The following is a 25,993-nucleotide window of genomic DNA, read 5'->3' as shown; positions in this document are numbered from 1 at the left end:
CAACCGCTCCAGCCGTCCCGAATCCCATCCCCAAAAACGAAACACCAGACCAAAGCAGCCCAGCCCTCTGAAGATCACCGCTCCGTCACACCAGGACCTCCTCGACGAGTGGCTGGTGCACTACCACCACCGGCCCCACGAAGGCCTGCGCCACCCGATGATGCCCAGAAAGGCCCTCACCCCCAACCAGATGTGGGCCGTCCTCGTCGCCGTCGCCGGATACGTGCCCGTCCCGTTGACCGGCCGCGACTACCTCGAACTGCTGCCCGTGCGCTGGCAAACGATCACCGCCTCCGGCATCCGCATCCACCACCGCACCTACGACGCGGACCTCCTCGCCCCGCACCGCGGCCGACCCTCCCCCGTCGCCGGACGCGGCGGGAAATGGGAAATCCACTACAACCCCCACGATGTGCGCCAGATCTGGGTCCGGCTGCCCGACGGCGAACTCACCGAGATTCCGTGGATCCACCGCGACCACGTCCACCGGCCCTTCGACGAAGGCACCTGGCAGCACATCAGAACCCTCGCCCTGCACGGCAACCACAGCGACGCCGAACAGTACGAAGCCGACCTCGCCAACGCCCTCGACCAGCTCATGCGCCGCGTCCACAGCGGCCACGCCACCAAAACGGAGCAGGCACTCCTGGCCCGCACCGCCCACGCCCCGCTCCCCACAGCCCGCCGTTCGGGCCACGAGACCGAAGCATCCATGGGCAGCCCGGAACAGCAGGACGAAGACGACAGCATCGACGACCTCGACGAACTGCCCGACGACGACTTCAACCCCGCCCCGGCCACCGGTTTCGGGCTCTACGACGCCCACGCGGAAGCCGACAAGTGGTGAACCCGAACCCGCCAGACGTCCCAGGCTCCCTCGCGCGAGACACGGGAGCGGCGAGCCCAGTTGAAGCGCCTCCGGCCTGCCCGCACGGGCGTGCGGGCAGGCCGGCGTCCGGGAGTGCGGTAACTCGGGGCCCTCCGCTGACGGGGGTGCAGCGGAGGGCCAGCGTTCAGTGTGGCAGGTGGGCGAGCCGGTGGTGGCGTATCGAGCTCGATGTCCACGGGCCGGGCGATGCACTCCGCGCCGGGCCCGTGCCCGGCCCCTGTCAACTGAACGAATCCTTGACCGATCAAGCCTCTGGCTCGTTGGAGCTGAGGAGGGCTCTCTGCAGGTGGTGAGGTCGAAGAGCCGAGCCTGGTCGGGGCGGTTGGCATCATCGGTGAGAGCTCTGCCCAGCCTGTGCTGTTGCCCGGCACCGACCTGCATCTGGTGATATACGCCCTGGAACTGAGCCTGCCCGAGCGTCAGGGCGCTCGACCGACTCTTCAGCCGCACTGTCTGACTTCGTTCGGTGGACAGGGTCAACCTACTCTTGAGAGTAGGCACCATCCCATCTCCGCTCCTCGTCTGTGTAGAAATCGCGGCGCGACCCGGCCAAGGCTGCCTTCGCACCGGCACCGGGAGCACCGTGGCCAGCGCTACCACCTGGTCAGGTCAACCACATGGGCGCAGTGGGGGTCCAAGGGGTCTGCCACCCAGCGTTCCTTCTCGCCGATGAGTGAGGGCAGGGCGGCCAGCAGGGCGGTCGGCGCGCCGGTGAGCTGTACGTCGGCCGCGATCAGGCCGTCGGTCTGTTCGGGGGCGAGGTAGAGGCGCATGCGGTCCCGTCCGGTGAGGAGGAATCCGCACAGGGCGGGGTCCGGCGGAGTCTCGACGAACGGCCAGGCCAGCGTGCGCAGTACGCGCAGTGTCCGGTCCGTGTCGGTCGGGGCGGCGGGTTCGAGGATGGCGGTGTTCACCGTGATCAGCGGTATGTCCATCACGGACGCGTCGGTGCGGGGGTGAGCGGCGGAGGTGAGGGTGCGTGTCCAGCCCAGCAGCAGCGGGGCGGTGACCGGCTCGCCGTCCTCGTCCGACAGCGGGATCTCGTAGGCAGTCAGCTCTCGTGCGGCCGCCGCGTCGGCGGCTCCGGTGACGATCCGGACCGCGTCCGGTGCCGGGAGGACGCCGCGCAGGAAGACGGTCCCGGTCAGGGGCACTGCGGTGTAGTCGAGGAGGAAGCGCGTGATGTAGGCCTGCTGTTCGACCGTCTCCCCGTCTGCGCCGCTCACTCGTTGATCCAGTTCGGGCACTTGTTCATGCCTTTGCAGTAGGCCGTGATGACGCCGATTTTCTTACCCTTTCCCGCGTCGTATTCGCCGTCGGCCGTGCGGCGGGCGTACTGCACGATGACCACGATGTTGACCAGCTTGGTCTGGTTGCGTGCGACCCCGTAGTACTCGAGCCTCCCTCCGTTCTTCTTGTCCACCTTCCCGGCCAGGGCAGCGTTGATCACCCGGCACTTCTTGATGTTGTGTTTGCCGGAGAAGTGGTTCCAGCTAAGATCGGCGTTGCCGTATCGCGTGGGGACCACCCGCCTCTCAGGGTCGGTCTGCTCGCACTTCACCCCCTTGTTCCAGTACGCCGCCGCTGAGGCTTCGCCCGCAGGCGCGGCTACGAGACAGGCACCGGCGGAAGCAGCCACCACCATTTTGATCATCTTCATGAACGGACCGTGCCACCTCACCGCTGTGCGTACCCCTCCTCCGTTAGCAGATTCGTTCCTCCGGCCCCCGGACGGATCACGCGGCGCAAAGGGCCATCACCTCACAAGGCGGATCACCGTTGACCACTGGCGGAACACGGACGTGCCAGCCGGTGCGCCCTCAAGCCTGACCGGAGGACACATGTCCACAGACAGCAGCCTGCCCCGTCGTCTCCTCAAACACCTGAGTGCCGCGCCCGCCCCGCGGCGTTACCCACCGACGAGGGCCGGCCGGCTCATCGCCGCGCTCGCCCGGCAGCCACTCCCGACACGCGGCACGAAACGGAAAGTGTCCGTTCGGGAAGACCACCCGCGTACCTGAACCATGCGGCGGCCCCAATAGAAGACGGGCGCACAGCCCCCGCGAGCGGATCTGCAAGATCTGGCCCACCGACGCTACTGAACTTGATTGGGTGATGTCGGGTTGTTCGCCTGACAGCGGCTGGGTCGGGTCGGTAGCTGTGTGGTGTGAGATACGCGCAGGGCGGCGGTTTGACCGATGCCAAGAGGGCGGCGGGGGAACGGATCCGGCTGGAGGCGGTCGGCCGCTTCGAGGATGGTGCGAAGAACAGGGAGATCGCGGCCGCGCTGCGTGTGAGTGAGCGGTCGGTGGAGCGCTGGCGCCGTCAGTGGCGGGAGCGGGGTGAGGAGGGTGTCCGGTCGAAGGGGTCGCCAGGCCGTCCAAGACTTTCGGCAGCTCAAATCACGGAGCTTGAGCGCGAGTTGGAGCGTGGTCCGCTCGCTCATGGCTGGGCGGATCAGCGGTGGACGCTGGCGCGGGTGAAGACGTTGATCGGGCGGTTGTTCCACGTCGGCTACACAGTGGAGGGGACATGGCGGCTGCTGAAGCGTCATGGCTGGTCCTGGCAGCAGCCGGCCCGCAGAGCGATCGAACGGGACGACGGCGCGGTGGAGTTGTGGAAGAAGGAGGTGTGGCCGCAGGTAAAAGCACAGCGGCGGCCCGCGGAGCCTGGATCGTCGTCGAGGACGAGGCCAGCCAGTCGCTGAGGCCGCCACGCGCGAGGTCCTGGGGCCGCGTCGGCCAGACTCCGGTCGTGCGCGTCCGGGGCCGCGGCTCGGGGCGGGTTTCGATGGCAGGGATGACCTGCTTTCGTTCCGGAGACCGGCCGAGGCTGATCTACAGATTCCGCGTCCATCGTGGCCGCAAGGGTGAACCCAAAGGGTTCACCCGGCAGGCCTACCGCGACCTCTTCGTGAGGGCGCACAACCAGCTCAACGGCCCCGTCGTCCTGGTCTGGGACAACCTGCGTACCCATCTCATGCCGCAGATGAAGGACTTCATCGCCGCGAACGAGGACTGGCTGACCGTTTTCCACTTCCCGTCCTACGCACCCGACCTCAACCCGCAGGAGGGCATCTGGTCCCTGGTGAAACGGACAATCGGTAACCTCGCCGCCGCGAACCTCGACCAGCTCGCCGCCGCCGTGAAGCGCAGCCTCAAGAAGATCCAGTACCGACCACACCTCATCGACGGCTGCCTTATGGGCACCGGCCTGACCATGGGCAGCTGACCACAATCAAGCCGACATCACACATTCAAGTTCAGTAGCGTCGCAGAGCCGAACACTTCCTCGCCTTCGCCGACATAGCCGCAGCCCTCATTAACTACCGTCGGCTGGCGGCCCTGATCAGGTCCTGAGCCTGTCCTGTTGCACGTCGAAGCAGACCAGCCCCATCGAGTCCGCCAGGGCTGCCGCGTAGGCCGACGCTTCCTCAGCCATGCTCCAGCGCATCGCAAAGTAGATGAGCGGACCACTGGCCTCGTCGATCAACTGACCGGTCGACCAGGGCGACGCGTCCTCGTCGTCCTCGGTCATGTCACACCACCGCTCAAGAAGGGCGGCGACGTAGGCCGCAATGCGATCAGTCGGAGGCTCCTCCATTTCACCGTCGATATAGCGGTCGTACAGGTCACTGAAGACCTGGCCGGCGGTCTTGTCATCCGTTGGCCGCTCGCCTTCCCAGACAGCCAGGTCGTAGGTTATGCCTGGAGACTTTCACACTCCGCACTGACGGGCATTTGAGCCGTTCAACAGCATCGACCACAGCCAAGAAACGCCGCCTAGTGTCCTGCGCCAGAAATGACGAGGCTAAGTGTGTAGGCTGTTTTCATGACGTCTCGGGGTCCTCGTGCTGTGGAAGTCGTGCTGTCTGCCGAGGAGCGGGCAGAGCTGGTGCATTGGACGGGTGGTGCGGTGTCGGCCCGCATGTCGGAGCGGGCCCGGATCATTCTGGCCTGTGCGGAGGGAGCGTCAAATACCGGTGTAGCAGCGGACTTCGGGGTGTCCACGGAGACGGTGCGCAAGTGGCGCTCGCGTTTCGTGGCCCGGCGGATGGCGGGGCTGGTGGACGAGCCGCGGCCGGGCCGGCGTAAGCCGGAGCTGGTGCTCTCCGAAGCCGAGCATGCGGAGCTGACGCGCTGGGCACGGCGGGCGAAGACCGCGCAGTTCCTGGCGCTGCGGGCGAGGATTGTGCTGCGGTGCGCGGAAGGCGGGACGAACAAGGAGATCGCCGCGGAACTCGGTGTGTCGCAGGGAACGGTGAACCGCTGGCGGTCGAGGTTCATCAGGTTGCGGCTGGACGGGCTGACCGATGAGCCGCGTCCCGGCAGGCCGCCCTCGATCCTGCTGGACCAGGTCGAGGACGTGCTCACGGCGACGCTGGAGTCCACCCCGGGCAAGGACACCCACTGGTCGCGGGCTTCGATGGCGGATCACTCCGGGCTGTCGAAGTCCACCATCGGGCGGATCTGGAAGAAGTTCGACCTCAAGCCCCATCTGCAGGACGCCTTCAAGCTCTCCACCGACCCGCAGTTCATCGCGAAGGTCGTCGATGTCGTCGGCCTGTACCACCACCCGCCCGAGAAAGCGGTGGTGCTGTGCGTGGATGAGAAGAGCCAAATCCAGGCGCTGGACCGGTCCCAGCCCGTACTGCCGATGATGCCGGGCATGCCCGAGCGGCGCACCCACGACTACTACCGGCACGGCATCACCAGCCTGTTCGCCGCCTTCAACATTGCCGACGGCACCGTCATTTCGGCACTGCACCGCCGGCACCGGGCCATCGAGTTCAAGAAGTTCCTCACTCGGATCGACAAGGCCGTGCCCGCCGGCCTCGACGTCCACCTGGTCTGTGACAATTACGCCACCCACAACACCGCCGAGATCAAGACGTGGCTCGGAAAGCACCCGCGCTTCCACGTCCACTTCACTCCCACCGGCTCATCGTGGATGAACCAGGTCGAGCGGTGGTTCGGCCTGCTGACGGATAAGCTCATCCGCCGCGGGGTGCGCACCTCCGTGAAGGCCCTGGAGCAAGACATCAGGGCCTGGGTCGACACCTGGAACGAGAACCCCAGGCCCTTCACCTGGACCAAGACCGCCGACGAGATCCTCAACTCCCTCGCCGACCACCTCACCAAAATCAACCCGCCGACCACCAAAACCTGAAACACACTTAGCCTCGTCATTTCTGGCGCAGGACACTAGAAGGCTGCTGAAAATCTTGTCGAGGGGCTGTCCGGCCGCAGGCCGGGCGGCCCTCTTCGCTATGCGGTGGCCGGGGTGAGGTGCCAGGTGTTGCTGCTCCGGGTGATTCCTAAGGTGATCAGTCGGCGGAGGTTGAGGGCGGCGGCGCGGTGGTGGAGCCAGAGGTTGTTGGCGATGACGCCTCGATAGGGAACTCGCCGGTTGCCCCTGGCGACGAGCCAGGCGATGGCGCGTTCGACGGGTGGCCGCCATCTCCGGTACTCGTCCTGCCAGCCGGCGTCGGTGGCGGCCTGGGACCGGGCGGCGGTCAGCAGTTCGTACTGGGGGTGAACGTTGAGGGTGCGTCCGGTCCTGGACGTGGTGCAGCGTTCTCGCAGGAGGCAGCCGGTGCAGAGGCTCTTGAACTGCGCGGTGCGGGCGCCGTCCGCCTTGATCTGGCCGAGGTTGGCGGTCTGTCCGGCCGGGCAGACCGCAGTGCCGATGACCGGATCGATGTGGAAGTCGTCGATGGTGAAGCCGCCGGGGACGGCCTGCCGCAGCGGTGGCGGCTTGATCACCAGGGTGTGGCCGTCGGCCTGTAATTGTGCGCGCAGGTCGCCGGTGCCGTAGGCGGAGTCGCCGAGCACGGTCAACTCGCCGTCCTCGTCGGCCAGCAGATCGCAGGCGACGGCGGCCTCGTGATTGTCTGGACCGTAGCCGCTGGTCAGGGCGACGGCCGTGAACAGGCCGGTCTCCGGCTCGAAAGACGCATGCCCCTTGAAGCCGTCCTGGTGGCGAGTGCGGTCCTTGTGGATGTGCCGTGCGTCGGGATCGACGGTGGACACCGTCCGGTCCGCCGCCGTGCGCTTGGCGATGCGCCAGCGGCCGTCGCGCCCGTCGGAGTCCCCGGCCGGTTCCACGTCCTGGCCCGCAACCAGGGCAAGCAGACCGACCGAGTTCGCTGCCTCCTCGCCCAGGTTCCGCTCGGGCAGGTGCCCGAGCAGCTTAGGGGCGTCAGTGACCAGCGCGTCGACCAGCGCAGCGCGGGCCGATTCGTCGTCCCAGGCGATCCTGGGCTTGCCCGGGTCGGTGTAATCGTGCGCCCGGCAGTGCTCCGCAGCCACCTCCTGGGCGCCGGGGACCTCGCGGATCACCCGGCGGATCGCGGAGACGATCTGAGTGACGGTGTCCTGGGTGGCCACCGCGTCATCGAGCACCGTGGAGTCCAAAGCGCGCCGCTGCCTGCCCTTGAGCACACCGGTCGCGGCAACGACTTCCTTCACCTTGGTGAAGATCCGCATCGGATCGGCCGAACGACGCAACCGACGCCGGAAATACGTCAGCAGCGACGGATCGAACGCCGTGTCGTACAGCCCGAGCCCGCAAGCGGCCTTCCACCGCAGGTCACACCGCAGTTCCTGAACAACCTCAAAGTCCGACAGCCCGTGCAGACTCTGCAGCACCACCGTCGCGGCCAGCACCTGCGGCGGCAGACTCGGACGGCCGTTCGCCGACGGATACATGTCCGCGAACATCCCCGCCGGGAACAGCACCTCGCGATGTTCGGCCAGGAACGCGAACACACTGCCTGCCGGGATCAACTCCCGGCAGGTCTCCCACACATCCGGCCCGACCATCTCCCCGGCCCACTCCCCCTGCATGCCTACAAGACTGGCCCCGACTCCACCGAGCCGGGGCCAGAACCCGAGATTTTCAGCAGCCTTCTAGTACTGCAACGGTCTTTGGTGTGACTGGTGGCAAGGGGTGTCGATCTGGCTGAGTGCCGGACGTAGGAAGCGGAGCCCCGGTAGAACTGGCAGTCGACCAAGACAGCCGTTCACAGCACCGGAGGCTCCGCTGTCGGACCAGTGTGTCATCACGCGCGAAATCACGGTAGCCAAGGGGCTGTTCGCTCCTGGACACCTGGCGAACTCACCCGGATCGTTCCCTTCGAGATGGTCGATGCCGTCCTCGCCGAGACCAACGCGGGCCAGCGCCGGTTACGGAAACTGCCTGCTCGCGTGGTGGTTCACCTCCTGCTGGCAGCCACCCTGTTCGAGGAATGCGGCTATCTCGCCGTCTGGCGCGAGCTCACCGCCGCGCTGGCCTCGATCCCGGTCCCTGCACCACGGCATGATCGTGCTCCTGGACCGCGGCTTCGCCACCAACACCTTCCTCATGGCCGTCGCCGAAGCTGACGCCGCCTTCCTGGCCCGCCTGTCCGCCATCCGCAAGCCCCCCGTACTCGCCCGGTACGACGACGGCTCCTTCCTCTCCCGCTTCGGAGCCATCGAGGTCCGCATCATCGGATGCGAGATCACCATCACCACCACGACCGGACAGCACACCGGCCTCTACCGTCTGGCCACCAACCTCCTGGACGCCCGCCGCTACCCGGCGTCCGACCTGGTCAGGCTGTATCACGAACGCTGGGAAGTGGATTCCGCATACTTCGAGATCAAGAAGTCGATGCTGAGCCGGCGAGTCCTGCGCTCCAAGACCTGGGCCGGGATCGCCCAGGAGGTCTATGCCCTGCTGAGCACCTACCAGCTCCTGCGGATCGCCATGACCGACGCCACCGAGACCGACCCGGACCGAGCCAGCTTCAGCATCGCCCTCCAGACCGCCCGCGACCAGCTCGTCCAGGCCGCAGGCGTCATAGCCAACACGGTGATCAACCTGGTCGGCGCGATCGGCCGGACCATCCTGGACCACCTCATGCCCGCCCGACACCTACGCGTCAGCCCCCGAGCAGTGAAACGCCCCCTGTCCCGATACGCCTACAAGAGCCTCAAAGTCGACCGACGCACCTACAAAGCCACCCTCAGCATCGACATCTTGCAACCACCCCTCAGCCCATAACTTCACGGCCTTGGGCCAAAGAGGCAGAACCTAGGAGCCCCCGTTGTCCTCGACGTTGGCGACCATCCTGCGCAGCACCTTGAGCGTGGCCACGTACTCTTCGTCGCTGATGCCCTCGTGGACCACGGCGCGCAACTCGGTCACCAGCTCGCGCAGCCGCACTCTGGCAGCCTCCCCGGCGTCGGTGAGCTGCAGGCGCTGTCCGGCGTCGATCCGGAGCCAGCCGCGGTGGAACAGCTGGTCGATGACACGAGCGATCTCGTGCGGCCCGTCCGCGAGGGGCGTCAGCTGGATGACGACCTCCTCGCGGTTCGGCGCCGCAGGCCCGGCGTTCACCCGGTTGAGAACCCAGTACTGCGGCTGCGTGACGTCGATCCTGGCCATGGCATCACGCAGATGCCCGGTAACGGCCGCGTGGGCGAGGCCACTCCAGTATCCGATGGGCTGGGTGGCCAGCATGTCGTCGGTGGCGGCCGGATCGGCCGGTGCCTGGTCGGTGGTGGTGTCATTCCGCAGTCTCATCATCGCGACGCTACATCCCCCATCGCACCGCCGGCGCAACAGGCCCCAACGCTCACATCCCCTATCCGAGGGGCGAACAGTCGTACCGGGCAGGAAGGTCAACTGTCCGCGCACAAGGAACCAAGATGTCGGCTCACCCGGGCGGCCCGCTGTCCGTCGACAACGGTTCTCCAGACACTCAGATGTGTCTCATCTATTGGTGCCGTCGTTTCAGGAGCCTGTGCGCGAGGGTGGCCACGTGAGTCCGGGCGCGTTCTTCACCGTACACATGCCGATGTGCGACCCGTTCCAGGTGAAAGCGATCGGTACCTTGCGCGGGGTTCCGTCCTTGGGGACGTAGGCCAGGTGGGTCACGTCAGGTGCCAGCAGGTCCTGGCTGATGGCGGTTCACAACCTCGGTGATCTCGTTCGCCGCATGGTTCGGATTCTCCTTCTCAGCGCAGTTGCTCGGCCAGCCCGACGATGATGCCCTCCGGGCCGCGGAGGTAGCAGAGCAGATAACTGTCCTCGAACCGGGCGATCTCGCCGACGAGTTCGGCGCCGTGAGGCCGCAGGCGGGCAACGGTGTCCTCGATGTCGTCGACGGCGAACATGACGCGGTGCGTGCCCAGAGTGTTGTGCGGCCGGTTGCGCGGCCCGTCGCTGATCACCGCGGGGCTGCGGTACTTCGCCAGCTCGAGCCGGCTGTGACCGTCCGGGGTCCGGACCATCGCGATGTCACAGCGGACGCCGTCGAGTCCGGTGCACCGGTCGGCGAAGAGGCCCTCGACCTCCGCCCTGCCCTCCAGCTCCATACCGAGTTCCACGAAGAACGCGATGGCGGCATCCATGTCCTCGACGACGATGCCGACGTTGTCCATCCGCTGAATCGCCATGCTGGTTTCTCCTTCTTCCTCGTACGGCCGGTGGTGGCCGCTGATGCCCCTGGGACGGAGCCGGTGGCACGTTCTCGACATCCTCGGAGCGCTGAACTCCGAAAGATCTGGATCGCGCCTCAGCACCGCTCCAGCAGGCCCGCGAGCCAGGCACCACCACCGAGGGTAAGTGTGGCGCAGGTGGCCGCTCCCAGATGACGATCAGCCGCAGCGCGCCGTCCCCGCTTTTCAACGCTTCCCCGACGACTCGCAGCATGCGCGCTTGAGCATTGCGCCTCCCCCAGTGATTCACGATGCCGAGTCGCCCCTGGCGGACGGTGTTTCCCGCGCCGCTCGCCCTCGCCGCACCCGTCCGTGCCCCGCCGCGCAGCGCCGGCACGAGCCGGGTCCGCGGCCGGCCCCCGGCGGGCCCGAACGTCCGTGGACGGGAATGCAGAGCAGCGCTGGATGGGGCTCCGGGCAGCGGCGGCAGGCAGTGGCACGGTCGCCTCTGGAGTGACCGTCCGGCGACAGTGACCACATGCGCCGGAGTCCGTCACGTTTCGCCCGATTAAATCCTTGTTGAACCGTCCGCTGTACGGGATGAGAGTGGAGGAGCGATGGCAAGCCGGTCGGGGACTCGAAGAGAGAGACGGTGGGGGACGTGCTGGTCGAAACGGTGTTCCGGAGTGAGGACGTGCCGGCGGCGGAGCGGTTCGAGTGCTGGCGGGAGCTGATGAGCCGGTCGTACGCCCCGATGGAGCTGCGCAGCGACCATGCGGACGACTTCCGGGCGCACCAGCGTCTGATCGGGCTCGGTGCGGTGTCGGTGTGGCCGGGGGAGTTCCAGCCGCTGGTCTTTCGCCGGACGCCGAAGCTGATCAGGCAGTCCGATCCCGAGGTCTATCAGCTCACTCTCGTCCTGAAAGGCAGCGGGAGACTCGTCCTGGGCAGGCAGGAAGCGACCTGCGACGCGTACGAGTTCCATTCGAACGACTCCTCGCGGCCGTCCGAGACATGGACCGGCCGGGAGCGCACCGGAATCGTGGGAGTCGAGCTCCCCAAGGCACAACTGCCCCTGCAGAGAGGCCGGGCCGACCAGGCGATCGGGCGGCGGATGTCGGCGAAGGAAGGCGTCGGTGCGCTGCTGGCCCAGTTCCTCACCCAGGTGACCAGCAACACCGGCCAGTACGCCCCTGACGACGCGCCTCGCCCGGTGTGACCGAGCACTTCAGTTGGCCACTGAGCGTTCCGGTCGGCCGGACTGGTGTTCAAGGCCGGCGGTGATACGCCGGTTCCGCAGCCAGGGCACGAGCTGGGCGATTCCCCACGCGATCTCGACGGTGAGGAACAGCCACAGTATGCGCGAGGCACCATGGGCCAGTGCGTACGCCATCCATGCCGAGAACAGGGTGCGCGCGATGCCGTCGAACAGTCCGTGCGCCGGCAGCGGCCGGACGATACGCAACGCGGCCCACACGATCACCACCGAACCCATCAGATTCGCGAACAGGGTCTGCCACACATCACGTTCGGGCAGGGCACCCCACTCGAGTGCGGTGCCCAGCGAGGACAGCGCGTCGTGCACCAGCGTGTACGTCCACGGTGTCGCGAACCCCGCGGTCATCACGAGGTCGTACCAGGCACTCGCGCGTACGACGCGAAGATAGGCGGGACGTGCGGGGGCATGGAGACGGATCATGTCGGGGCTCCGGCTGGTCGTGGGTCAGTGACGCCTCACGCTAAACAGTGGAGTATGGTCCAAGGTCAAGTTCATCATGCGAAGGGGGCGCTGGGGGGATGCGCATCGGAGAGCTGGCCGCGCAGACGGGGACGACCAGGGACACGATTCGCTTCTACGAGAAGGTCGGTCTCCTCGCAGGCCGGCGCCTGGCCAACGGCTATCGCGACTTCCCGCCCGAGGCAGTGGCCTGGCTGCACTATGTCCGCACCGCACAGACACTCGGATTCTCCCTGGCGGAGATCGCGCGGACCGGCGAGGAATTGTATGCGGCGCCTGACGCCGCGGAAGCGCTGTCCGCCCTGTTCGAGGAGAAGATCCGGCTCGTCGACGCACGCATGTCCGAACTCGCCACCCTGCGCGCCGAACTCACCGAGCGCGTCGGCACCGGATGCCCGTTGCGGGCAGTCGACCAGGAGGAGGACGGCGTCGCGAGGGTGACGGCCCGACCGCTGCCCAAAACGCTCAGGCCGGTCAACTGAAGCGCTCGGTCACATCCGGGGGTCGCGGGGCTGTTCGGGGCGGGGCTGCTACAGGTCGAACTCCAGGTGCTCCACGTTGGTGAACAGCACCTCCTCCAGAGTCCCGGCGCGGCGGCCGCTGTCCTGGAAGTAGTCCCGCCGTCGACGTGTACGACCGCCTCACCTGTCCGACGACGATCGTGCCGGCCGAGGATGGTTTTTACGCCTCGCGGCGCGACGAGGTGCGTGCCGTTGTCGATGCCGTCCCTGGCCGCCGGCTGATCGACATCAGCTCGAATCCACTACGTTCCCATGACCCGGCGTGCCGACCTCGCCGCGATCATTCTCGACCTGGTGCGAGACCGAGCTGCGACACTCGTTCGGGAACCTTGATTGCTCCCCACCCCTGCAAGGAGTTGCTGTGCACCCTTCCGATGCCCCGGCCACCAGGGAGATCTCCGTGGCGGACAAGGGGGCTGGGCCTTATGGCATCGCGGCCGGACCTGATGGTGCACTGTGGCTCACCTTCGCGCACAGTGGTCGCATCGCGCGTCTCACCCTCGACGGCGAACTCTACGAATACCCCCTGGACTCGTCGGAGTGTCGCCCTACGGTCATCACCCCTGGGCCCGACGGGGCACTGTGGTTCACCCGGTCCCAGGATCACCGGATCGGCCGCGCCACCGTCGACGGTGACACGGAGTCTTTTCCCGTACCGACGCCCGACAGCGGACCCTTCGGTATCACTGCCGGTCCAGACGATGCGTTGTGGTTCACGGAGATGAACACCGACCGTATCGGCCGCATCACCAGCGAGGGAGGGATCACCGAGTTCGTCCTTCCCCATGCGGGCGCCTATCCCTCGGCAATCACCGCAGGCCCTGATGGAGCCCTGTGGTTCACCCTCAACCAGGCGAACGCAATCGGCCGCATCACTGTCCACGGAGACATCGTCATACACCCACTCCCCACCCCCAGCGCTGCACCCGTGGGCATCACCAGTGACGGCGCCGCCTTGTGGTTCGTTGAGATCGCAGCGGGCCAGATCGGCAGAATCTCGGTGGACGGCACGGTCAAGGAGTTCCCACTCCCTGACCGCACGGCCAAACCCCACGCCATCGTCGCGGCCTCCACCGGGGACTGCTGGTTCACCGAATGGGGAGCCAACCGCATCGGCCACATCACCGACAGCGGCGAGATCACCGAGTACAGCCTGCCTTCGCCGTCGTCCGAGCCGCACGGCATCGCCCGGGGTCCCGACGGCGCTCTGTGGGTGGCCCTTGAAACGGGTGGGGTCGCGCGGGTGGAACCGTAGCCTCGGGACGGGAAACTGCCGCTCTGAAGCACCGCGTGCACGTTTCGAGCACGCCCAGGGAAGCCATGTGCGGGGATCGGCCTGCCGCTGCTGCACTCGTACGGCGCGGTGGAGCCCGGTCGTTATGTCACCCAGGGAGGGGAGGCCGGATCACCGTCGAGAAGGCCGGAGTGCATTTCCGGATCACGCCGGACCATCTGAGCTGTCCGGCTCAGCTCGCCGAGGAGAAGAACGCCGCCGTCGAGGGGCTCGCCCTCGCCGCCGAGGGGCACTGCCTGTCCCCCGGGTGCCGCCATCACACCGCTGACGCGGAGGCGGTACTACGGTCCTTCACGGTATGGACCGGCGCATCGAGCTCACCGCCTTCGTGCGCGCCGCGCTCGCCATCGAACTGGGCGACACCCGGCCCGCGGGCCGGGTCATGGAAGCGGCCACGACACTGGTCGGTCCCGTGCGCCCTTCAGGCGAAGGCGGCCAAGTCAGTGCTGGTCAGCGGCGTCAGACTCAACAGGGACGCTCCCGGGAGCGGTGACCGCTCGACAGATGCCCCGGCGCCAGGGATCGGGCCGGCGGCAGGACGGACGGCGCCCTCCCCACCCTGACGACATGGATCTCTCGGTCAGTGGGGAAGAATGCCGGCAGCGATCACGAAGGCGGGGTCGTGCGGCTGACGATCGACACCGAGGTGGACATCTACGAGCAGGCGATCGCCGCCGTGCAGGCTGCCCACGAACTGCGCCCCGTCACCCCTGCCGACTGGCCGGAACCACCAGCCGTCGGCCCTCGTCCCGACCCGCGGAAACTGAGCGGCGACGACATCGGGGCCGGGTGGAGCGAGCGGATACTCTTCCGCCTCCGGAGGTGAACTCACCGCACGTGTTCTCTGACACGTTCACGCCACCGGTAGGAGAACATCTCGCCGGGCCTGCGAGCCTTGCGCTGTTCAGGCAGCTCAGGCAGAACGGATTCCCTCCGTAGCCGTACCTGTGAGTGGTTTTGTGCACTTGGCACAGAAGCCGACCCGATCCGGGGCGCGGTCCAGCAGCGCGGCCAGAGCTCGGCGGTCCGGTTTCGAGGGAGGCGGCGGGGCCCCCTCCGTGACGATTGTCGGCGCCGGAGGCTGCACCTGGGCCAGTGGGAGAGGGTGGGCACCCAGGGTAATTGGCGGCGGTTGGGAAGTTGAGGGAGGTCGACGGTGCCGGCCGCCGCGATGAGGACAGTCTGGGCGACCCGGTCGCGGGTCAGCCGCGTGCCGGTCCGCCAACGCTGTCTCCACAGGATGATCGTGGCTCGCTCCGCTGAGCTGCAGCGTCTCACCTCGACGTCGGATCCGGCTTCCATCCGACTGGCCGTGAGATTCCGACGCGGGAACTGACATCCGATCTCACGGTTACGTCATTTCCTCAGGCGCCGTCAGCTGACGCGTTGTTCGGCGAGGTTCAGCCAGTGCTCCACGTCCGCCGGGGTGAAGTGTCTGATGGACCAGTCGACCATACGAAGGCTCATGTGAGCCCATACGGGCCGCAGAATGTCCTCGGGCAGCCCATCGAGGACAGCGTCGAGATGTTGTGTCACCCCAGGGTCGGCTTCCTTGGCGTGGATGCCGAAGCGCAAGGTGACCAAGTCGAATCGCCGATCACCGCGCACGGCACCGTCCCAGTCGATGACGCCGGTGATCGAGCCGTCGCTCGCCAGGATGTTGCCGGGGTGGAAGTCCATGTGCACGGCGTCGTGCCCGACCATTCGAGCGGGGTGGTCCGCGCCGACAGCGGTGATCCAGTGTTCGAGCGCGGCGCTGCGGCGGTTGTGCCGGCGCAAAGGATCGTGCAGACAGTAGCCGGGCCCGTCCTCACTCAAGTGGAACTCCACCGTTGGAATATCGGGGCGGTCGGCAAGCCGATCGGCCTGCAACTGGTTGAGTTCGAGGGCCTGGCCCAAACTGCGGTGGTCGAGGTGGTCGATCGTCGTGCCCGGCAGGAGCTCTTGGACCAGGACCACCGCGTGGCCGACCTGGGCGATCAACTCAGTAGCCGGCGCCGGATAGCCTGCCAGCCGCAGCGCTTCGGTAACGGCGAGTGGCCCCGCCTCCATGTCCGCCGCCTGGCTATGCGGTCGCCACTTGAGGACGGAGCGGTGATCGTCGGGCCAGCGCACATAAGCTGCACCGATTTGCCCGCCGGGGCAGGGGCCGTCCAGAGTTAGGCGGACACCCGTCTGGGCGTGAAGTGCGTCGACCGTCCGGGCGGCATCGAGCCGCTCAGCACGCGCCCAACTCTGCGGTGAAGATGTCATTGTGCAGAGTATCGCTGCCCGCCTCGTAGCCGTCAGACTGATCAGGCCACTTCGCCGTGGTTTTCCGTCCTCAGGGATGTCTCTGGCTCCCGTTCTGACTTGCTCGACGGTCGGTCGAACTGTGATGAGCTGGGCTGACCAGTTCCGCTGAGACGCGATGGGGATGGTAGTCCTCAGTGGTTCTGATGATTGTCGGAGCTCGTTAGGCCACTTCGAAGCATTGAGTGCAACTGCCGCCGCCCGCAGAGAGCATCAATCGGCGTTGAAGGCGAAGCGGACGTACCAGTGATCGGAATCGCTGCCCCTTCGCTCGACAGTGACCGCATTATCAGTTCCGTTGCTTATGAAAGCGAAGTCGAGTTCGCCACCGCTGTATTGGGTCGGCTGGCCCGACGCGCGATATGGCGCTGGAATCGATCGGCCATCCGACCGCGGTTGCGGTTGAAGTCGCCCAACACCTGTCATGGGGAGCCCGGTGAGCGTTGCAGGACAAAGTTGTACGCCCTGTCGATGATCGCCTCAGCATCCACACCGCCGCCCGAGAGAGCATGAGCGGTGAAATACCAGACCTCACCGATCTGCACAGCCATCATCGGCCGGGACTCACGATCGCTGTGCACCAGCATCATGACCGCATCGCGGACTCTCTGCCGAGTAACGATCGCCAGACCGTTTCGCTGCTGGCCGACATCGACCCAGTAGATGTTCACGACGTCGGCACTGGCCACTTGATACACATGTTCGGTCACGCCCGGCTCGGGGAAGACACGATCGGTTCGTACCGTTGCGGGAGGCGGGTTGGAACCCGCCTCCCGCAACGCCGCCACATCTACATCCCTCATCATGTGTGGGACACGGGTCCTCCACCGAGAGTCCGGTGACCCATTCCCGATTCCGTTACTCCCTCCCTGCATATTCCACACGGCGATCCCAGCCCGGAGGACGGCCGACGAGTCCTCTGCTCACCGGCCTTCTTCCAGCGCGATACGAACCAGTCACCAAATTTCCCTTGTGATCATCAATGCCGCGGCGGGTTGAGATCGAGAAGGTGCGCTTGACCGCATTTCCGATGTCCGGCTTCAGCTATTTCCGGACCCGCCCGGCTATCCTGTCCGGGCGGTTTCGCCCGCCGGGCGGGGGCGACGCACAGAGCTCGCCTTTCAAGGACGCCGCACCCGCCGCAGACCTGAGAATCGTCAACGCGGTTGAAGGCGGCACGAAAAAGGAGCACCCACAACCCCGCCACGAGGAAGTGGGCCTGAGGTGTCCGAGAGGCGGCTCAGTGGTAAAAGCGGACGTAGTCGAACGTGGCAGTCACGCCCTCACCGGCCAGCGAGACCAGGCCGATACGCGGATCGTCGCCGGCCGGCAGACTCCAGACGCCGCCCCAGATGTATTCCTTTCCGTCGCGGCTGGTCGCGGCCTGGTACATGTGCTCGCCGGTCTTCGAGTTGACGGTGTGCCGCATGCGCAGCCACATGGTGTCGGCCGAAGGGCCGAGCTGCATCTCCGGCCACGAGTCCCGGTCGCGGCCGATCCACAGGAATACCTGGCGAGTGGGCCCGGTGCGGGTCGGTGCGAGGTGGATGGACTCCTCCGGGCCGCGGAAGGCGATGATCCCGGCCTGGCTCCGGCCGTTGGGGGCGTCGGTGATCGGGAAGTCCAGCTCGGCCTCCACGGTGTAGGTCCCCTTCGGAGCCTCACGGAGCAGGGCGGAGGCCATCGTCCCCTTCCCGGAGAAGTCGGCGTCCTGCGTGGGCCACACGTACTTCCCGTCGGCCACCTCTCCGTCGGACGGCCCGAACCACCCCCAGCCGTCCAGCGTGTCGTCGGCGAAGTCCTCACGGTAGGACGTCAGCTCCTTGCCGACCTTCGGGTCGGACTTCTTCCTCGTCACCGGAGTGTGGAGCCCGGTGACCCCGACGTTGTCGACCTCGCCCGAGCCGCGGCTGGACGCCGCGCCGCCCCGGTGCCACGAGTCGGGGACGTCCACCTCGATCTCGGCGAGGGGCATCGCGAGCATCGCCGAGCTGATCTCCACCCGGGCTCGGCCGTCGCGGATCTCGGCGTTCAGCGAGTGCCAGGTCCGCAGATCGACGGCGGAGTGCAGTTGCTCCGTCCAGGTCTTCCGCACCGTGCCGCCCCGGGTCAGCTCGACCGTCAGGGCCCTGTCGGATCCCACCCAGGCGATCAGGTGGTCGGAGGCGCCCTGGGAGGCCAGCACCAGCCCGGCACGCCCACGGTCGTCACGCAGCCGCACATCGGTCTCCAGCCGCACGTCCCCCTTCGGGGCGCGGCTCGGGAGCAGCATCTGCGGGGCGGAGCCGTCGCCGGTGGCTCGCGCGTAGCGGCCCGAGTCCGAGTCGGTCCCCTCCGTCCAGACGCCCGTTCCCAGTGTCCGGAAGCCGCCGAGTCCGGACTGGAAGTCGCTGCCGACGTCCCACTGCGCGACCGGCGCGGTCTGTGCGCCCTCGCTGGTCCAGGCACCGGCGCGCACGGTCGGCCATCCGTTGATCCAGTCGAGACGGTCCATGACCGTGGGGCGTCCGCCCCAGTCCGGATCCTTTTCGAAGCGGTCGAAGCCGTTGGTGAGCATCCACTCCTGGCCCGACTTGTCCACCACGTTGGCCGAGTGCCCGGTGGCCACCCACCTGTTGCCGTTGGGGGAGTTGACGATCGTCCCGCCCGGATGCAGGTCGGCCAGGCCCACGCCCTCAGCGTCGACGAACGGTCCCATCGGGCTCTTCGACCGGCCGACGTACACCGGGTACGCGCCCTTGTCACGGGCACAGCAGCCCAGTCCGGAGTAGAAGAGGTAGTACCAGCCGTCGCGCTGTGTCACGTATGCCGCCTCGCCGCGGCGTGCGCCGACCACCTGCACCGGGTCGCCGGCCGGCGCCGTGCCCTCGGCGTTGAGCCGCACCGCCTGGATGCCGCCGTCGCGGAACGAGCCGTAGTAGAGGTACTTCTCCCCGTCCGTGTCGACGAAGACCGCCGGGTCGATCTGGTTGACCTGCTTGCCGTACGGCAGGACCGGACGGCCGATGTCCTTCCACGGCCCGGCGGGGTGGTCGGCGGTGGCCAGGGCGATGGTGTTGTCGTCGTTACCGGCGACCGAGTAGTACAGGTAATACCTACCGTTGATGTAGCGGATGTCGGGCGCCCAGTAGTAGGTGCTTTCGAAGTCGCGCCACCGCGGGTGGTTGTCCGGGCCGAACACGTCACCGACGTGGGTCCAGTTGACCAGGTCGGAGGAGCGGGTGATCGGCATGAAGCGCTGGGACTCCCATGGTCCGCCGGCGTTCTCCCTGGTCATGGACGTCTGGCTCGCGTAGGCGTACCAGTAGCCGTCCTTCCCGCGGATGATCGATGGGTCGGAGTAGGCGTCGGCGATGTCGTCCATGATGTGGTTCGTGTACGTTCCGGGGCGGTCCCCGGGGTCGGCAGTGGCCGGCAGTGCGCCGAAGCCGGTCGCCACGACCGTCGCGACCGTCGCGACCAGCCGCACGGCCCGTCCGCGCCGTCTCCTCTTCCCCGTGAGCGTCTTGGATCGTGCCATGTGTCGTGATCTCCTTCTCGGGGCCGGGCCGCCCACGGCAGCCGGTGAGGCGGTGGGAGCGGCGCTGGGGTGCGGGTCGCGAGTCGCGGTCAGACGACCACGAGCGCGCCGATCCGCCACAGGCCGTTCAACTGCGACCCTGTGATGTCCAGTTCGGCGGTGCGGCCGGATGCCCCGCCGTCCAGCTCGAAGGAGAACCAGACGAAGGTGCGTGCCGGCAAGGTGTCGCCACCGGAGCTCGCCAGGACGGTGCCGTTCTCGGAGATGGTGGTGATGGCGGACTCGGCGACCATGTCGCCGGTCAGGACCCACACGGTGTGCTTGCCACCCGGCAGGCGCAGACGGATCGCACAGTCCTTGATCTTCTGGGTGACGAAGTCGCGCCGCAGGGCGTCGCCGGTGCCCCGGTCGCGTGGGTCGGGGCGTTCCTTGGTCCAGCCGAAGCCGCGCTCGTCGTCGTACCGGTCTCCGGGGGTGAGCCGGGTCCAGCCGGGCACCAGGGTGCTCCCGTCCGGTCCTGCGTCGAGCGCCAGCACGGCGTCGTCAGCGTGCGGGGCCGTCACCACCGGCACCGATCGGCCACGCTCGACCTCCTCGTTCCCGCTGTCGACGCGGATGTCCACGGTGGCGAAGCCCGGCTTCGACTCCGGGGTGGCGGTGACTGTCAGCTTCGCCTCCGTGCCCGCCTTGACGGTGACGGTGTCCGACGTCGTCTCCCAGGAGTCCGGGGTGGCGAGTTCGGCGGTGACCTCGCGATCCGTGTCGCCCGCGTTGCGCACCAGCAGCGTGACCTCGTTGGGCCTGCCGGTCCACCAGACCTGTTCCATGGTCGCCTTCATCACCAGCAGGGACGGCTTCGGCAGTGACTCGTCCGGAAGGGCCAGCGCGTTCAGTCGCCAGGGCCCTCCCTCACCGGTGAAGGTCAGGTCCACGGCGCGGCCCGAAGCGCCGCCGTCCAGCGGCAGCTCCAGCCAGGTGAAAGTGCCGCTGGGCTGCCTGGGGCTGGTGGCGACCGTCCTGCCGTCCACCGCGACCCTGGTCGGCGAGGCCTTCGCGTCGGTGTCGCCGACGAGCGCATACGCGGTGTGCCGACCGGCCGGTACGGCGATGCGCAGCACCCGGGAGCGGTCGTTGTAGAGCATGTCGCGGATCAGCGGTTCGCCGCCGCGGTCACGTCCGGTGGGTTTGTTCCCCACCCAGCCGAAGCCGGCCTCCGGCGACCAGGCGGACGACGGCCTCAGCGGGGTGTAACCGGGCATCGACGCACCGCCGTCCGGTCCGGCGTTCAGGGCCAGTCGGCAGCGGGCCCCGTCCGGGGCGACCACCAGGTCCGGGATCGCCCCGTCCAGGCGGGTGAGCTTCGGTGACACCTCGAAGTCCGACCGTGCGACGGTGCCGGCCAGCGGCGGGGCGACCGACAGTTCGAGTTCGACGGTTTCGGCGCCGGCGACCTCGCCGGTGGCGGTCGCGGAGGTCCACCGCTCGTTCGGCGGGCGCAGCCGCACACGCAGTTGACGCGTGTCCGTCGAGGCGTTGGTGACCCCGACCGGCAGCAGGTTCGCTCTGCCGCCGAGCAGCACGCGCTGTGCGCCGAGGGTGACCTGGAACCATGTGCGCCGCTCGTCGACGCGCCGGCTGTGGTCGAAGTAGAAGCCGACGACGACGTCCCGCCACAGGCGGGCGTGCTCCACCTGTGCCGTGAACGATGCCTCCATGTCGTCGTGGCGGTGCGCGTCGACCCGCCCGGCGAGCGTGCGCCAGGCGAGGAGGAACCGCTGGGCCTCCTCGACGCCCTGGAAGTGGGTGTCATAGATGTGCTGAATGACCGTGGAGCCGGACCGAAGGCGGTGGTCGTAGCGGACCCTGTGCATGAACAACAGCAGTTCGTCCGGGCAGGTGTCCAGGGATTCGTAGACGTCCTGCCAGGCCTTCGGGTACTGCCCGGCGAAGCCGCTGCCGGTGGCCGCGGTGCGGTCGAAGCCGGTGCCCTCGGCGGTGGTGTGGTGCGACTGGAAGAGCGTCGCCTTCGGGTTCGGCTCGAAGTGGTCGCCGCCGGGGTTGGTGAAGTACCCCAATCCGAGCGGGGAGGAGTACGCCTCGTACGTCTCCCGGGAACTGGCCAGGATGTCGACGACGATGCCGGTCACCTTCGGGTCGGTGCCGAAGGTCATTCGTACCCATTCCTCGGCCAGGTCCCGGGGGTCGGCGTCGGTGTCCCAGCACATGCGTCCGAAGGCGTAGGTGTTGGCCGCCCCCATCTGGTAGCCGGTCCAGTCCTGGTCGGCGCCGAAGTTACTGACGCCGGCGATGCCGGTGCGCGGTTCCCGCAGCGAACCCTCCGAGAGGATCTCGGCCACGGTCGGCCCGCTGGCCGGTCCCTGTGTCGGGAAACTCAGGACCTCGCGCCACATCGGCGCCAGGTAGCAGGTGTGCACCGCGTGGCCGGTGTACTCCTGGGTCAGCTGGAGCTCGACCATCTGGTGGGTGCGGCGCATCCGGCCGAACAGCGGGTGCACCGGCTCGCGGACCTGGAAGTCGATCGGCCCGTATTTTGTCTGCAGGACGACGTTGTCGTCGAAGTCACCGTCCAACGGCGCGAAGGTCCGGTACTGGTACTCCGCCCAGTCGCTGAAGTCCTCATGGACGAAGCTGCGCCAGATGATTTTGCCGTCGTACGGGCGGACCGCCTTGGCCAGCATGTTGGCGCCCTCGGCATGGGTACGGCCGTAGTCCAGCGGGCCGGGCCGGCCCTCGGAGTTCGCCTTGACCAGGAACCCACCGAACCCGTCCAGCTTCGAGAAGACCTCGTCGGCCTTCGCGCTCCACCACTGCTGGACACGCGGATCAGCGGGGTCGGCCGTCGTGACCGGATCCTCGTCCTCGGCCGTCAGCACGAGTGGGCCGGCGTAGTTGACCGAGAGCCACAGGGAAATGCCCCACGACCGGAAGAGAGCCGCCAGCGGCGCCAGTTTGTCCAGCATGTCGCCGGTGATGAATTCCGTATCGGCGTTGACGTTGTTGATCACCGAGGCGTTGATCCCGATGGAGGCCATCGCCCGCGCGTAGTCGACGTGCCGGTCGGAGATCTCCGGCAGCTCGTCCCAGCCGAAGACCGTCGTGCCGGCGTAGCCGCGCTCGATCGAACCGTCGCGGTTGTCCCAGTGATTCATCATCCGTAACCCGACGGCCGGGTTCTGCCGGGTCGAGACCTTCGCCAGCGGTGTCCGGAGCTGCAACAGCCGCAGGAAATGGAACACCCCGCTGAGAACTCCGCGTTCGGTGCGACCGACGATGAAGATCCGTCGGCGCCCGTTGCGCGCCCTCACCGACTTGATCACGAACCCCTGCTCGCGGAGGCGGAAGTCCCGGTCCTCGTCCACGCAGGAGCGCAGCAGCGACGACTCCTCCAAACGGCCGACGACGATCGCCGCCTCGGCGGCGCGGACATCGGCGGGAGACGTGCCGGTGAGCCCCTCGACCGCCCGCCGCAGCTCGGCCTCGGCGTTCTCCAGCACCGGACCGTCACCGTGCCGGGCGATGCTCGTCAGGCTCCGCCGGTACTCCGCAAGGCGATCGGGATCGGCTACGAGCGGGTAGCGCAGCCACAGCTCGTACCCGTCTTCGTCGACCAGCCGCGCGGCCGAGGCGGCGGAAGCGCTCCACGGGGCGGCCGCCGCGGCGAACGCCAGAACCGAGGCCTGCAGCAGACGTCTGCGTCCGAGTTGATACTGCGCCATCACAGCGAGCCTCCTCCATCGGTCATTACAACGTTTACCGCGGCAGCAGCCTTCACGTCGTACCGCCGCCATGTCAACGGCACTGGCAGCAATCCGCGTTGTCGGTGTTGTCGCCCAAGCACGGATCCACGTCCCGGGCCGCTGTTCGGCACCTGACTGCGAGGCGGAACGGCGTGGTCACCACCGATCGGACCGTCGACCGGTCCGTCGACCGGTCCGTGAAGTTCTGTTCACTCGAAGGTGAGTTGGGTGCTCGAAGGGCGGATGGCGAACTCTCCGCCCCCACACTCTCGGAGCGCGTGTCGCGACGAGGCCGTGCGCGAGGCCCCGACCGTGCCGAGCCTCGGCGCCCCTGCGAGTCACTTCTGTCCGCCGAAGGGTTGACGTCCGTAGAAGGCACTTGTTACATCGTTGCACCAACGTGGCAACGGCACGCCGGTGCGGCAGATCGCGCGTCGGGTTCCTCCCTGCCTGCCGCCAACCACCCGTGATGGAGCGTGACATGGCCCATGTCCCCAGCCGTCGTGCCGTCCTCGGCGCCACCGCCGGCGCGGTATTCGCCGGGGCGCCCGCCTCGCCCGCCGCGCCCGCCACCGAGTCCGCCGGACCGCCCGGCCACGTCACGATCGCCTCGCCGAACGGCCGACTGCGGATGACCGTGCGGGTGACGGACGGACGGCTGCGCTATCAGGTCGCACGACACGGAAGGACCCTGCTGCCCTCCTCCGGGCTGGGGCTCGACCTGGCCGACCGGCCCTCGCTCACCGGCGGACTGGTGCTGGAATCGGTACGGCGCAGGACCGTGGACGAGAGATGGCGGCCGGTGTGGGGGCCCGACGCGCTCGTCCGCAACCATGCGCGGGAGTGCGTACTGCGGACCGTGCAACCGGCGACCGGGCTACGGCTGGACCTGATCGTCCGGGTCTTCGACGACGGCGTCGGCTTCCGCTACCGTCTGCCGGCCCAAGCCGGGCTCGACCGCTACACCGTGACCGCCGAGAGGACCGAGTTCTCCTTGCCGCCGACCGCTACGAGTTGGTCGCTGGCGGCGGGCACGGACTGGAACGCCGATGAACGGCACTACCGGCAGGCCCGGCTGGCGGACGTAAGAACCGCCCAGACCCCGCTGTCGTTGGCCACCCGGGGTGGTGAGTACATCGTGGTGCACGAGGCGGCGCTGATCGACTACCCGAGCATGACCCTCGCCGCCGACGGCAACCGGCCCGGCACCTTCACCAGCGAGCTGATCAGCCTTCCCGACGGCGCGAAGGCCCACCTCAGGGGCGAATTCTCCACCCCCTGGCGCACGCTGGTCATCGGCGGCCGACCCGGCGATCTCGCCGAATCGCACCTGATCGAGAACCTCAACGAGCCGTGCGCGCTCACGGACACCTCGTGGATCTCACCCGGCACGTACGTCGGTGTCTGGTGGGAACTGCAGCGGCGACACACGACCTGGACCGAAGGGCCGCGGCACGGCGCCACGACCGAGCGGGTCAAACGCTACATCGACCTCGCCAGGGAGGCGGGCGCGAGTTCCGTACTCGCCGAGGGATGGAACACCAACGCAGGCGGCAACTGGACCGGCCAGGACTTCCTCACGCCGCGGGCCGACTTCGACCTGGCCGAGGTACTGCGCTACGCCCGGGCCAACGGCGTCGGGTTCACCGCGCACAACGAGACCCGCGGTTTCGTCGACCACTACGAGCAGCACCTGGAATCGGTCTTCGCCCGATACGCGGAACTGGGCATCCACTCGGTCAAGACCGGCTACGCCACCAAGTTCGTGCTGGGCGGGGTGAACCGCAGCCACTTCGACCAGGAAGCGGTGCGTCACTACCAGCGTGTCGTCGAGACGGCGGCCCGCCACCAGATCATGATCATCGCGCACGAGGCGATCAAGCCGACCGGGCTGGCGCGCACCTACCCGAACATGATGACCGGCGAGGGCGTCGCCGGCATGGAGCAGCACAACTACATGGGCCGGCTCGGCAACCCGCCGGAACAGGCCACGATCCTCCCGTTCACCAGGTTCATGGGCGGGCCGGCCGACTACACCCCGGGCGTGCTCAACGTGACCTGGGACCCGGCCGGACTCGGTACCCGCGTACAGACGACCTCGGCCGCACAGCTCGCGCTGTACTCGGTGTTCTTCAGCCCACTGCAGATGCTGGCCGACACCCCGGAGAACTACCACTCCCACCCTGGATTCGCCTACCTCAAGGGCATGCCCGCCAGCTGGGACGAGACCCGCTTCCTGGACTGCGTGATCGGCGACTACACGGTGGTCGCCCGCCGCAAGGGCCACACCTGGTATCTCGGCGCCATCACCGACGAGCACGACCGGACGCTGAGGCTGCCGCTGCGGTTCCTGGGACGGGGCCGGTACCGAGCCGAGATCTACAGCGACGCCGCGGACACCGGCTGGCACGACAACCCGCTGCCGATCGATGTCCGGACCGAGACGGTGCGCGCTTCCACCGTACTGAAGCTGGGACTCGTCGCCGGTGGAGGCACCGCGATCCGCTTCCGCCGCGCGCGTTCATGACCTTCGGGCTCTCCAGGAGGAACGAC

General features: G+C 67.7%; 22 protein-coding genes and 2 pseudogenes. 12 read left to right on the top strand and 12 right to left on the bottom strand.

The features are described 5' to 3' along the window. Positions 1-847, top strand: an 847-nt coding sequence (locus ACIBJC_RS09100) for a Mu transposase C-terminal domain-containing protein (protein ID WP_399289766.1), incomplete at its 5' end; no start/stop codon positions are given. Between the two features lie 635 nt (positions 848-1,482). On the opposite strand, the gene ACIBJC_RS09095 is transcribed toward ACIBJC_RS09100, so the two are convergent. Beyond that, complete coding sequence (locus ACIBJC_RS09095; protein ID WP_399289764.1) at positions 1,483-2,115, bottom strand: hypothetical protein; 633 nt, start codon at positions 2,113-2,115, stop codon at positions 1,483-1,485. Beyond that, the gene (locus tag ACIBJC_RS09090) at positions 2,112-2,549 is read right to left on the bottom strand and encodes a hypothetical protein (RefSeq protein WP_399289762.1); all 438 of its coding nucleotides are present in this window, start codon (positions 2,547-2,549) and stop codon (positions 2,112-2,114) included. The genes ACIBJC_RS09095 and ACIBJC_RS09090 overlap by 4 nt, the downstream gene beginning before the upstream one ends. A 507-nt stretch (positions 2,550-3,056) precedes the next feature. Here ACIBJC_RS09090 and ACIBJC_RS09085 point away from each other — a divergent pair. Next, positions 3,057-3,596 carry a winged helix-turn-helix domain-containing protein gene (locus ACIBJC_RS09085; protein WP_399289760.1) on the top strand — a complete coding sequence of 180 codons (540 nt, stop codon included), beginning with the start codon at positions 3,057-3,059 and terminating at the stop codon, positions 3,594-3,596. After that, positions 3,563-4,120, top strand: a complete 558-nt coding sequence (locus ACIBJC_RS09080) for a transposase (RefSeq protein WP_399289853.1) — start codon at positions 3,563-3,565, stop codon at positions 4,118-4,120. The genes ACIBJC_RS09085 and ACIBJC_RS09080 overlap by 34 nt, the downstream gene beginning before the upstream one ends. A 117-nt stretch (positions 4,121-4,237) precedes the next feature. On the opposite strand, the gene ACIBJC_RS09075 is transcribed toward ACIBJC_RS09080, so the two are convergent. Then, positions 4,238-4,594 carry a hypothetical protein gene (locus ACIBJC_RS09075; protein WP_399289851.1) on the bottom strand — a complete coding sequence of 119 codons (357 nt, stop codon included), beginning with the start codon at positions 4,592-4,594 and terminating at the stop codon, positions 4,238-4,240. 126 nt (positions 4,595-4,720) lie between these two features. Here ACIBJC_RS09075 and ACIBJC_RS09070 point away from each other — a divergent pair, with 126 nt between their 5' ends. Further along, positions 4,721-6,058, top strand: coding sequence for an IS630 family transposase (locus ACIBJC_RS09070; protein WP_399289758.1), 1,338 nt, complete (start codon positions 4,721-4,723; stop codon positions 6,056-6,058). 98 nt (positions 6,059-6,156) lie between these two features. On the opposite strand, the gene ACIBJC_RS09065 is transcribed toward ACIBJC_RS09070, so the two are convergent. Then, positions 6,157-7,737 carry an IS1182 family transposase gene (locus tag ACIBJC_RS09065; RefSeq protein WP_399289756.1) on the bottom strand — a complete coding sequence of 527 codons (1,581 nt, stop codon included), beginning with the start codon at positions 7,735-7,737 and terminating at the stop codon, positions 6,157-6,159. A 294-nt stretch (positions 7,738-8,031) separates the two neighbouring features. On the opposite strand from ACIBJC_RS09065, the gene ACIBJC_RS09060 reads away from it, so the two are divergent. Together ACIBJC_RS09060 and ACIBJC_RS09055 are read left to right on the top strand one after the other, a co-directional pair. Beyond that, on the top strand, positions 8,032-8,274 hold the full coding sequence (locus ACIBJC_RS09060; RefSeq protein WP_399289754.1) for a transposase domain-containing protein: 243 nt from the start codon (positions 8,032-8,034) through the stop codon (positions 8,272-8,274). Then, positions 8,210-8,938 (top strand): transposase, encoded by a 729-nt coding sequence (locus ACIBJC_RS09055; protein ID WP_399289752.1) that lies wholly within the window; start codon positions 8,210-8,212, stop codon positions 8,936-8,938. Before ACIBJC_RS09060 ends, ACIBJC_RS09055 begins: the two co-directional genes overlap by 65 nt. Positions 8,939-8,968: 30 nt before the next feature. Here the strand turns inward: ACIBJC_RS09055 and ACIBJC_RS09050 are convergent, their stop codons facing one another. After that, a complete protein-coding gene (locus tag ACIBJC_RS09050) occupies positions 8,969-9,460 on the bottom strand; it encodes a MarR family winged helix-turn-helix transcriptional regulator (RefSeq protein WP_399289750.1) in 492 nt (163 codons plus the stop codon). 434 nt (positions 9,461-9,894) lie between these two features. Next, positions 9,895-10,335 (bottom strand): VOC family protein, encoded by a 441-nt coding sequence (locus ACIBJC_RS09045; protein ID WP_399289748.1) that lies wholly within the window; start codon positions 10,333-10,335, stop codon positions 9,895-9,897. Positions 10,336-10,978: 643 nt separating this feature from the next. Between ACIBJC_RS09045 and ACIBJC_RS09040 the strand changes: the two genes are divergently transcribed. Then, on the top strand, positions 10,979-11,536 hold the full coding sequence (locus ACIBJC_RS09040) for a hypothetical protein (protein WP_399289746.1): 558 nt from the start codon (positions 10,979-10,981) through the stop codon (positions 11,534-11,536). A gap of 9 nt (positions 11,537-11,545) precedes the next feature. Here ACIBJC_RS09040 and ACIBJC_RS09035 read toward each other — a convergent pair whose 3' ends face one another. Then, positions 11,546-12,016 (bottom strand): hypothetical protein, encoded by a 471-nt coding sequence (locus tag ACIBJC_RS09035; protein WP_399289744.1) that lies wholly within the window; start codon positions 12,014-12,016, stop codon positions 11,546-11,548. 98 nt (positions 12,017-12,114) lie between these two features. Here ACIBJC_RS09035 and ACIBJC_RS09030 point away from each other — a divergent pair, with 98 nt between their 5' ends. Then, complete coding sequence (locus tag ACIBJC_RS09030; protein ID WP_399289742.1) at positions 12,115-12,537, top strand: MerR family transcriptional regulator; 423 nt, start codon at positions 12,115-12,117, stop codon at positions 12,535-12,537. 48 nt (positions 12,538-12,585) lie between these two features. On the opposite strand, the pseudogene ACIBJC_RS09025 reads toward ACIBJC_RS09030, so the two are convergent. Beyond that, a pseudogene (locus ACIBJC_RS09025) lies at positions 12,586-12,678 on the bottom strand (XRE family transcriptional regulator); the annotation flags it as partial. Between the two features lie 259 nt (positions 12,679-12,937). Here ACIBJC_RS09025 and ACIBJC_RS09020 point away from each other — a divergent pair. The 3 genes and pseudogenes from ACIBJC_RS09020 (at position 12,938) to ACIBJC_RS09010 (ending at position 14,696) form a co-directional block, all read left to right on the top strand. Further along, positions 12,938-13,831: a virginiamycin B lyase gene (locus tag ACIBJC_RS09020; RefSeq protein WP_399289740.1), complete on the top strand. Its 894-nt coding sequence runs from the start codon at positions 12,938-12,940 to the stop codon at positions 13,829-13,831. Positions 13,832-13,939: 108 nt separating this feature from the next. Next, a pseudogene (locus ACIBJC_RS09015) lies at positions 13,940-14,363 on the top strand (DUF6420 family protein). A 90-nt stretch (positions 14,364-14,453) separates the two neighbouring features. Then, positions 14,454-14,696: a hypothetical protein gene (locus ACIBJC_RS09010; RefSeq protein ID WP_399289738.1), complete on the top strand. Its 243-nt coding sequence runs from the start codon at positions 14,454-14,456 to the stop codon at positions 14,694-14,696. A gap of 548 nt (positions 14,697-15,244) precedes the next feature. On the opposite strand, the gene ACIBJC_RS09005 is transcribed toward ACIBJC_RS09010, so the two are convergent. The 4 genes from ACIBJC_RS09005 to ACIBJC_RS08990 form a co-directional block, all read right to left on the bottom strand. Further along, positions 15,245-16,123: a phosphotransferase gene (locus ACIBJC_RS09005; protein ID WP_399289736.1), complete on the bottom strand. Its 879-nt coding sequence runs from the start codon at positions 16,121-16,123 to the stop codon at positions 15,245-15,247. Between the two features lie 461 nt (positions 16,124-16,584). Beyond that, positions 16,585-16,950 carry a hypothetical protein gene (locus ACIBJC_RS09000; protein WP_399289734.1) on the bottom strand — a complete coding sequence of 122 codons (366 nt, stop codon included), beginning with the start codon at positions 16,948-16,950 and terminating at the stop codon, positions 16,585-16,587. A 452-nt stretch (positions 16,951-17,402) separates the two neighbouring features. Then, a complete protein-coding gene (locus ACIBJC_RS08995; RefSeq protein WP_399289732.1) occupies positions 17,403-19,682 on the bottom strand; it encodes a family 43 glycosylhydrolase in 2,280 nt (759 codons plus the stop codon). A gap of 89 nt (positions 19,683-19,771) precedes the next feature. Further along, complete coding sequence (locus ACIBJC_RS08990; RefSeq protein ID WP_399289730.1) at positions 19,772-23,419, bottom strand: alpha-glucuronidase family glycosyl hydrolase; 3,648 nt, start codon at positions 23,417-23,419, stop codon at positions 19,772-19,774. Between the two features lie 502 nt (positions 23,420-23,921). On the opposite strand from ACIBJC_RS08990, the gene ACIBJC_RS08985 reads away from it, so the two are divergent. Further along, entirely contained in the window at positions 23,922-25,967 is a 2,046-nt protein-coding gene (locus tag ACIBJC_RS08985) for a glycoside hydrolase family 97 protein (protein WP_399289728.1), read from the top strand. The last annotated feature ends 26 nt before the right edge of the window (positions 25,968-25,993 follow it).

The sequence above is a fragment of the Streptomyces sp. NPDC050509 genome (assembly GCF_044457965.1).
In the GTDB taxonomy this organism is placed as follows: Bacteria; Actinomycetota; Actinomycetes; order Streptomycetales; family Streptomycetaceae; genus Streptomyces.
The sequence above is the reverse complement of the archived record's forward strand: the minus strand, read 5'-3'. Positions and strand labels throughout refer to the sequence as shown.

Coding starts and splice junctions, on each gene's coding strand:
- ACIBJC_RS09035 (WP_399289744.1), bottom strand. CDS start 12,016: ATGATCCGTCTCCATGCCCCCGCACGTCCCGCCTATCTTCGCGTCGTA.
- ACIBJC_RS09090 (WP_399289762.1), bottom strand. CDS start 2,549: ATGAAGATGATCAAAATGGTGGTGGCTGCTTCCGCCGGTGCCTGTCTC.
- ACIBJC_RS08985 (WP_399289728.1), top strand. CDS start 23,922: ATGGCCCATGTCCCCAGCCGTCGTGCCGTCCTCGGCGCCACCGCCGGC.
- ACIBJC_RS09005 (WP_399289736.1), bottom strand. CDS start 16,123: ATGACATCTTCACCGCAGAGTTGGGCGCGTGCTGAGCGGCTCGATGCC.
- ACIBJC_RS08995 (WP_399289732.1), bottom strand. CDS start 19,682: ATGGCACGATCCAAGACGCTCACGGGGAAGAGGAGACGGCGCGGACGG.
- ACIBJC_RS09060 (WP_399289754.1), top strand. CDS start 8,032: ATGGTCGATGCCGTCCTCGCCGAGACCAACGCGGGCCAGCGCCGGTTA.
- ACIBJC_RS09045 (WP_399289748.1), bottom strand. CDS start 10,335: ATGGCGATTCAGCGGATGGACAACGTCGGCATCGTCGTCGAGGACATG.
- ACIBJC_RS09050 (WP_399289750.1), bottom strand. CDS start 9,460: ATGAGACTGCGGAATGACACCACCACCGACCAGGCACCGGCCGATCCG.
- ACIBJC_RS09065 (WP_399289756.1), bottom strand. CDS start 7,737: ATGCAGGGGGAGTGGGCCGGGGAGATGGTCGGGCCGGATGTGTGGGAG.
- ACIBJC_RS09070 (WP_399289758.1), top strand. CDS start 4,721: ATGACGTCTCGGGGTCCTCGTGCTGTGGAAGTCGTGCTGTCTGCCGAG.
- ACIBJC_RS09055 (WP_399289752.1), top strand. CDS start 8,210: ATGATCGTGCTCCTGGACCGCGGCTTCGCCACCAACACCTTCCTCATG.
- ACIBJC_RS08990 (WP_399289730.1), bottom strand. CDS start 23,419: ATGGCGCAGTATCAACTCGGACGCAGACGTCTGCTGCAGGCCTCGGTT.
- ACIBJC_RS09030 (WP_399289742.1), top strand. CDS start 12,115: ATGCGCATCGGAGAGCTGGCCGCGCAGACGGGGACGACCAGGGACACG.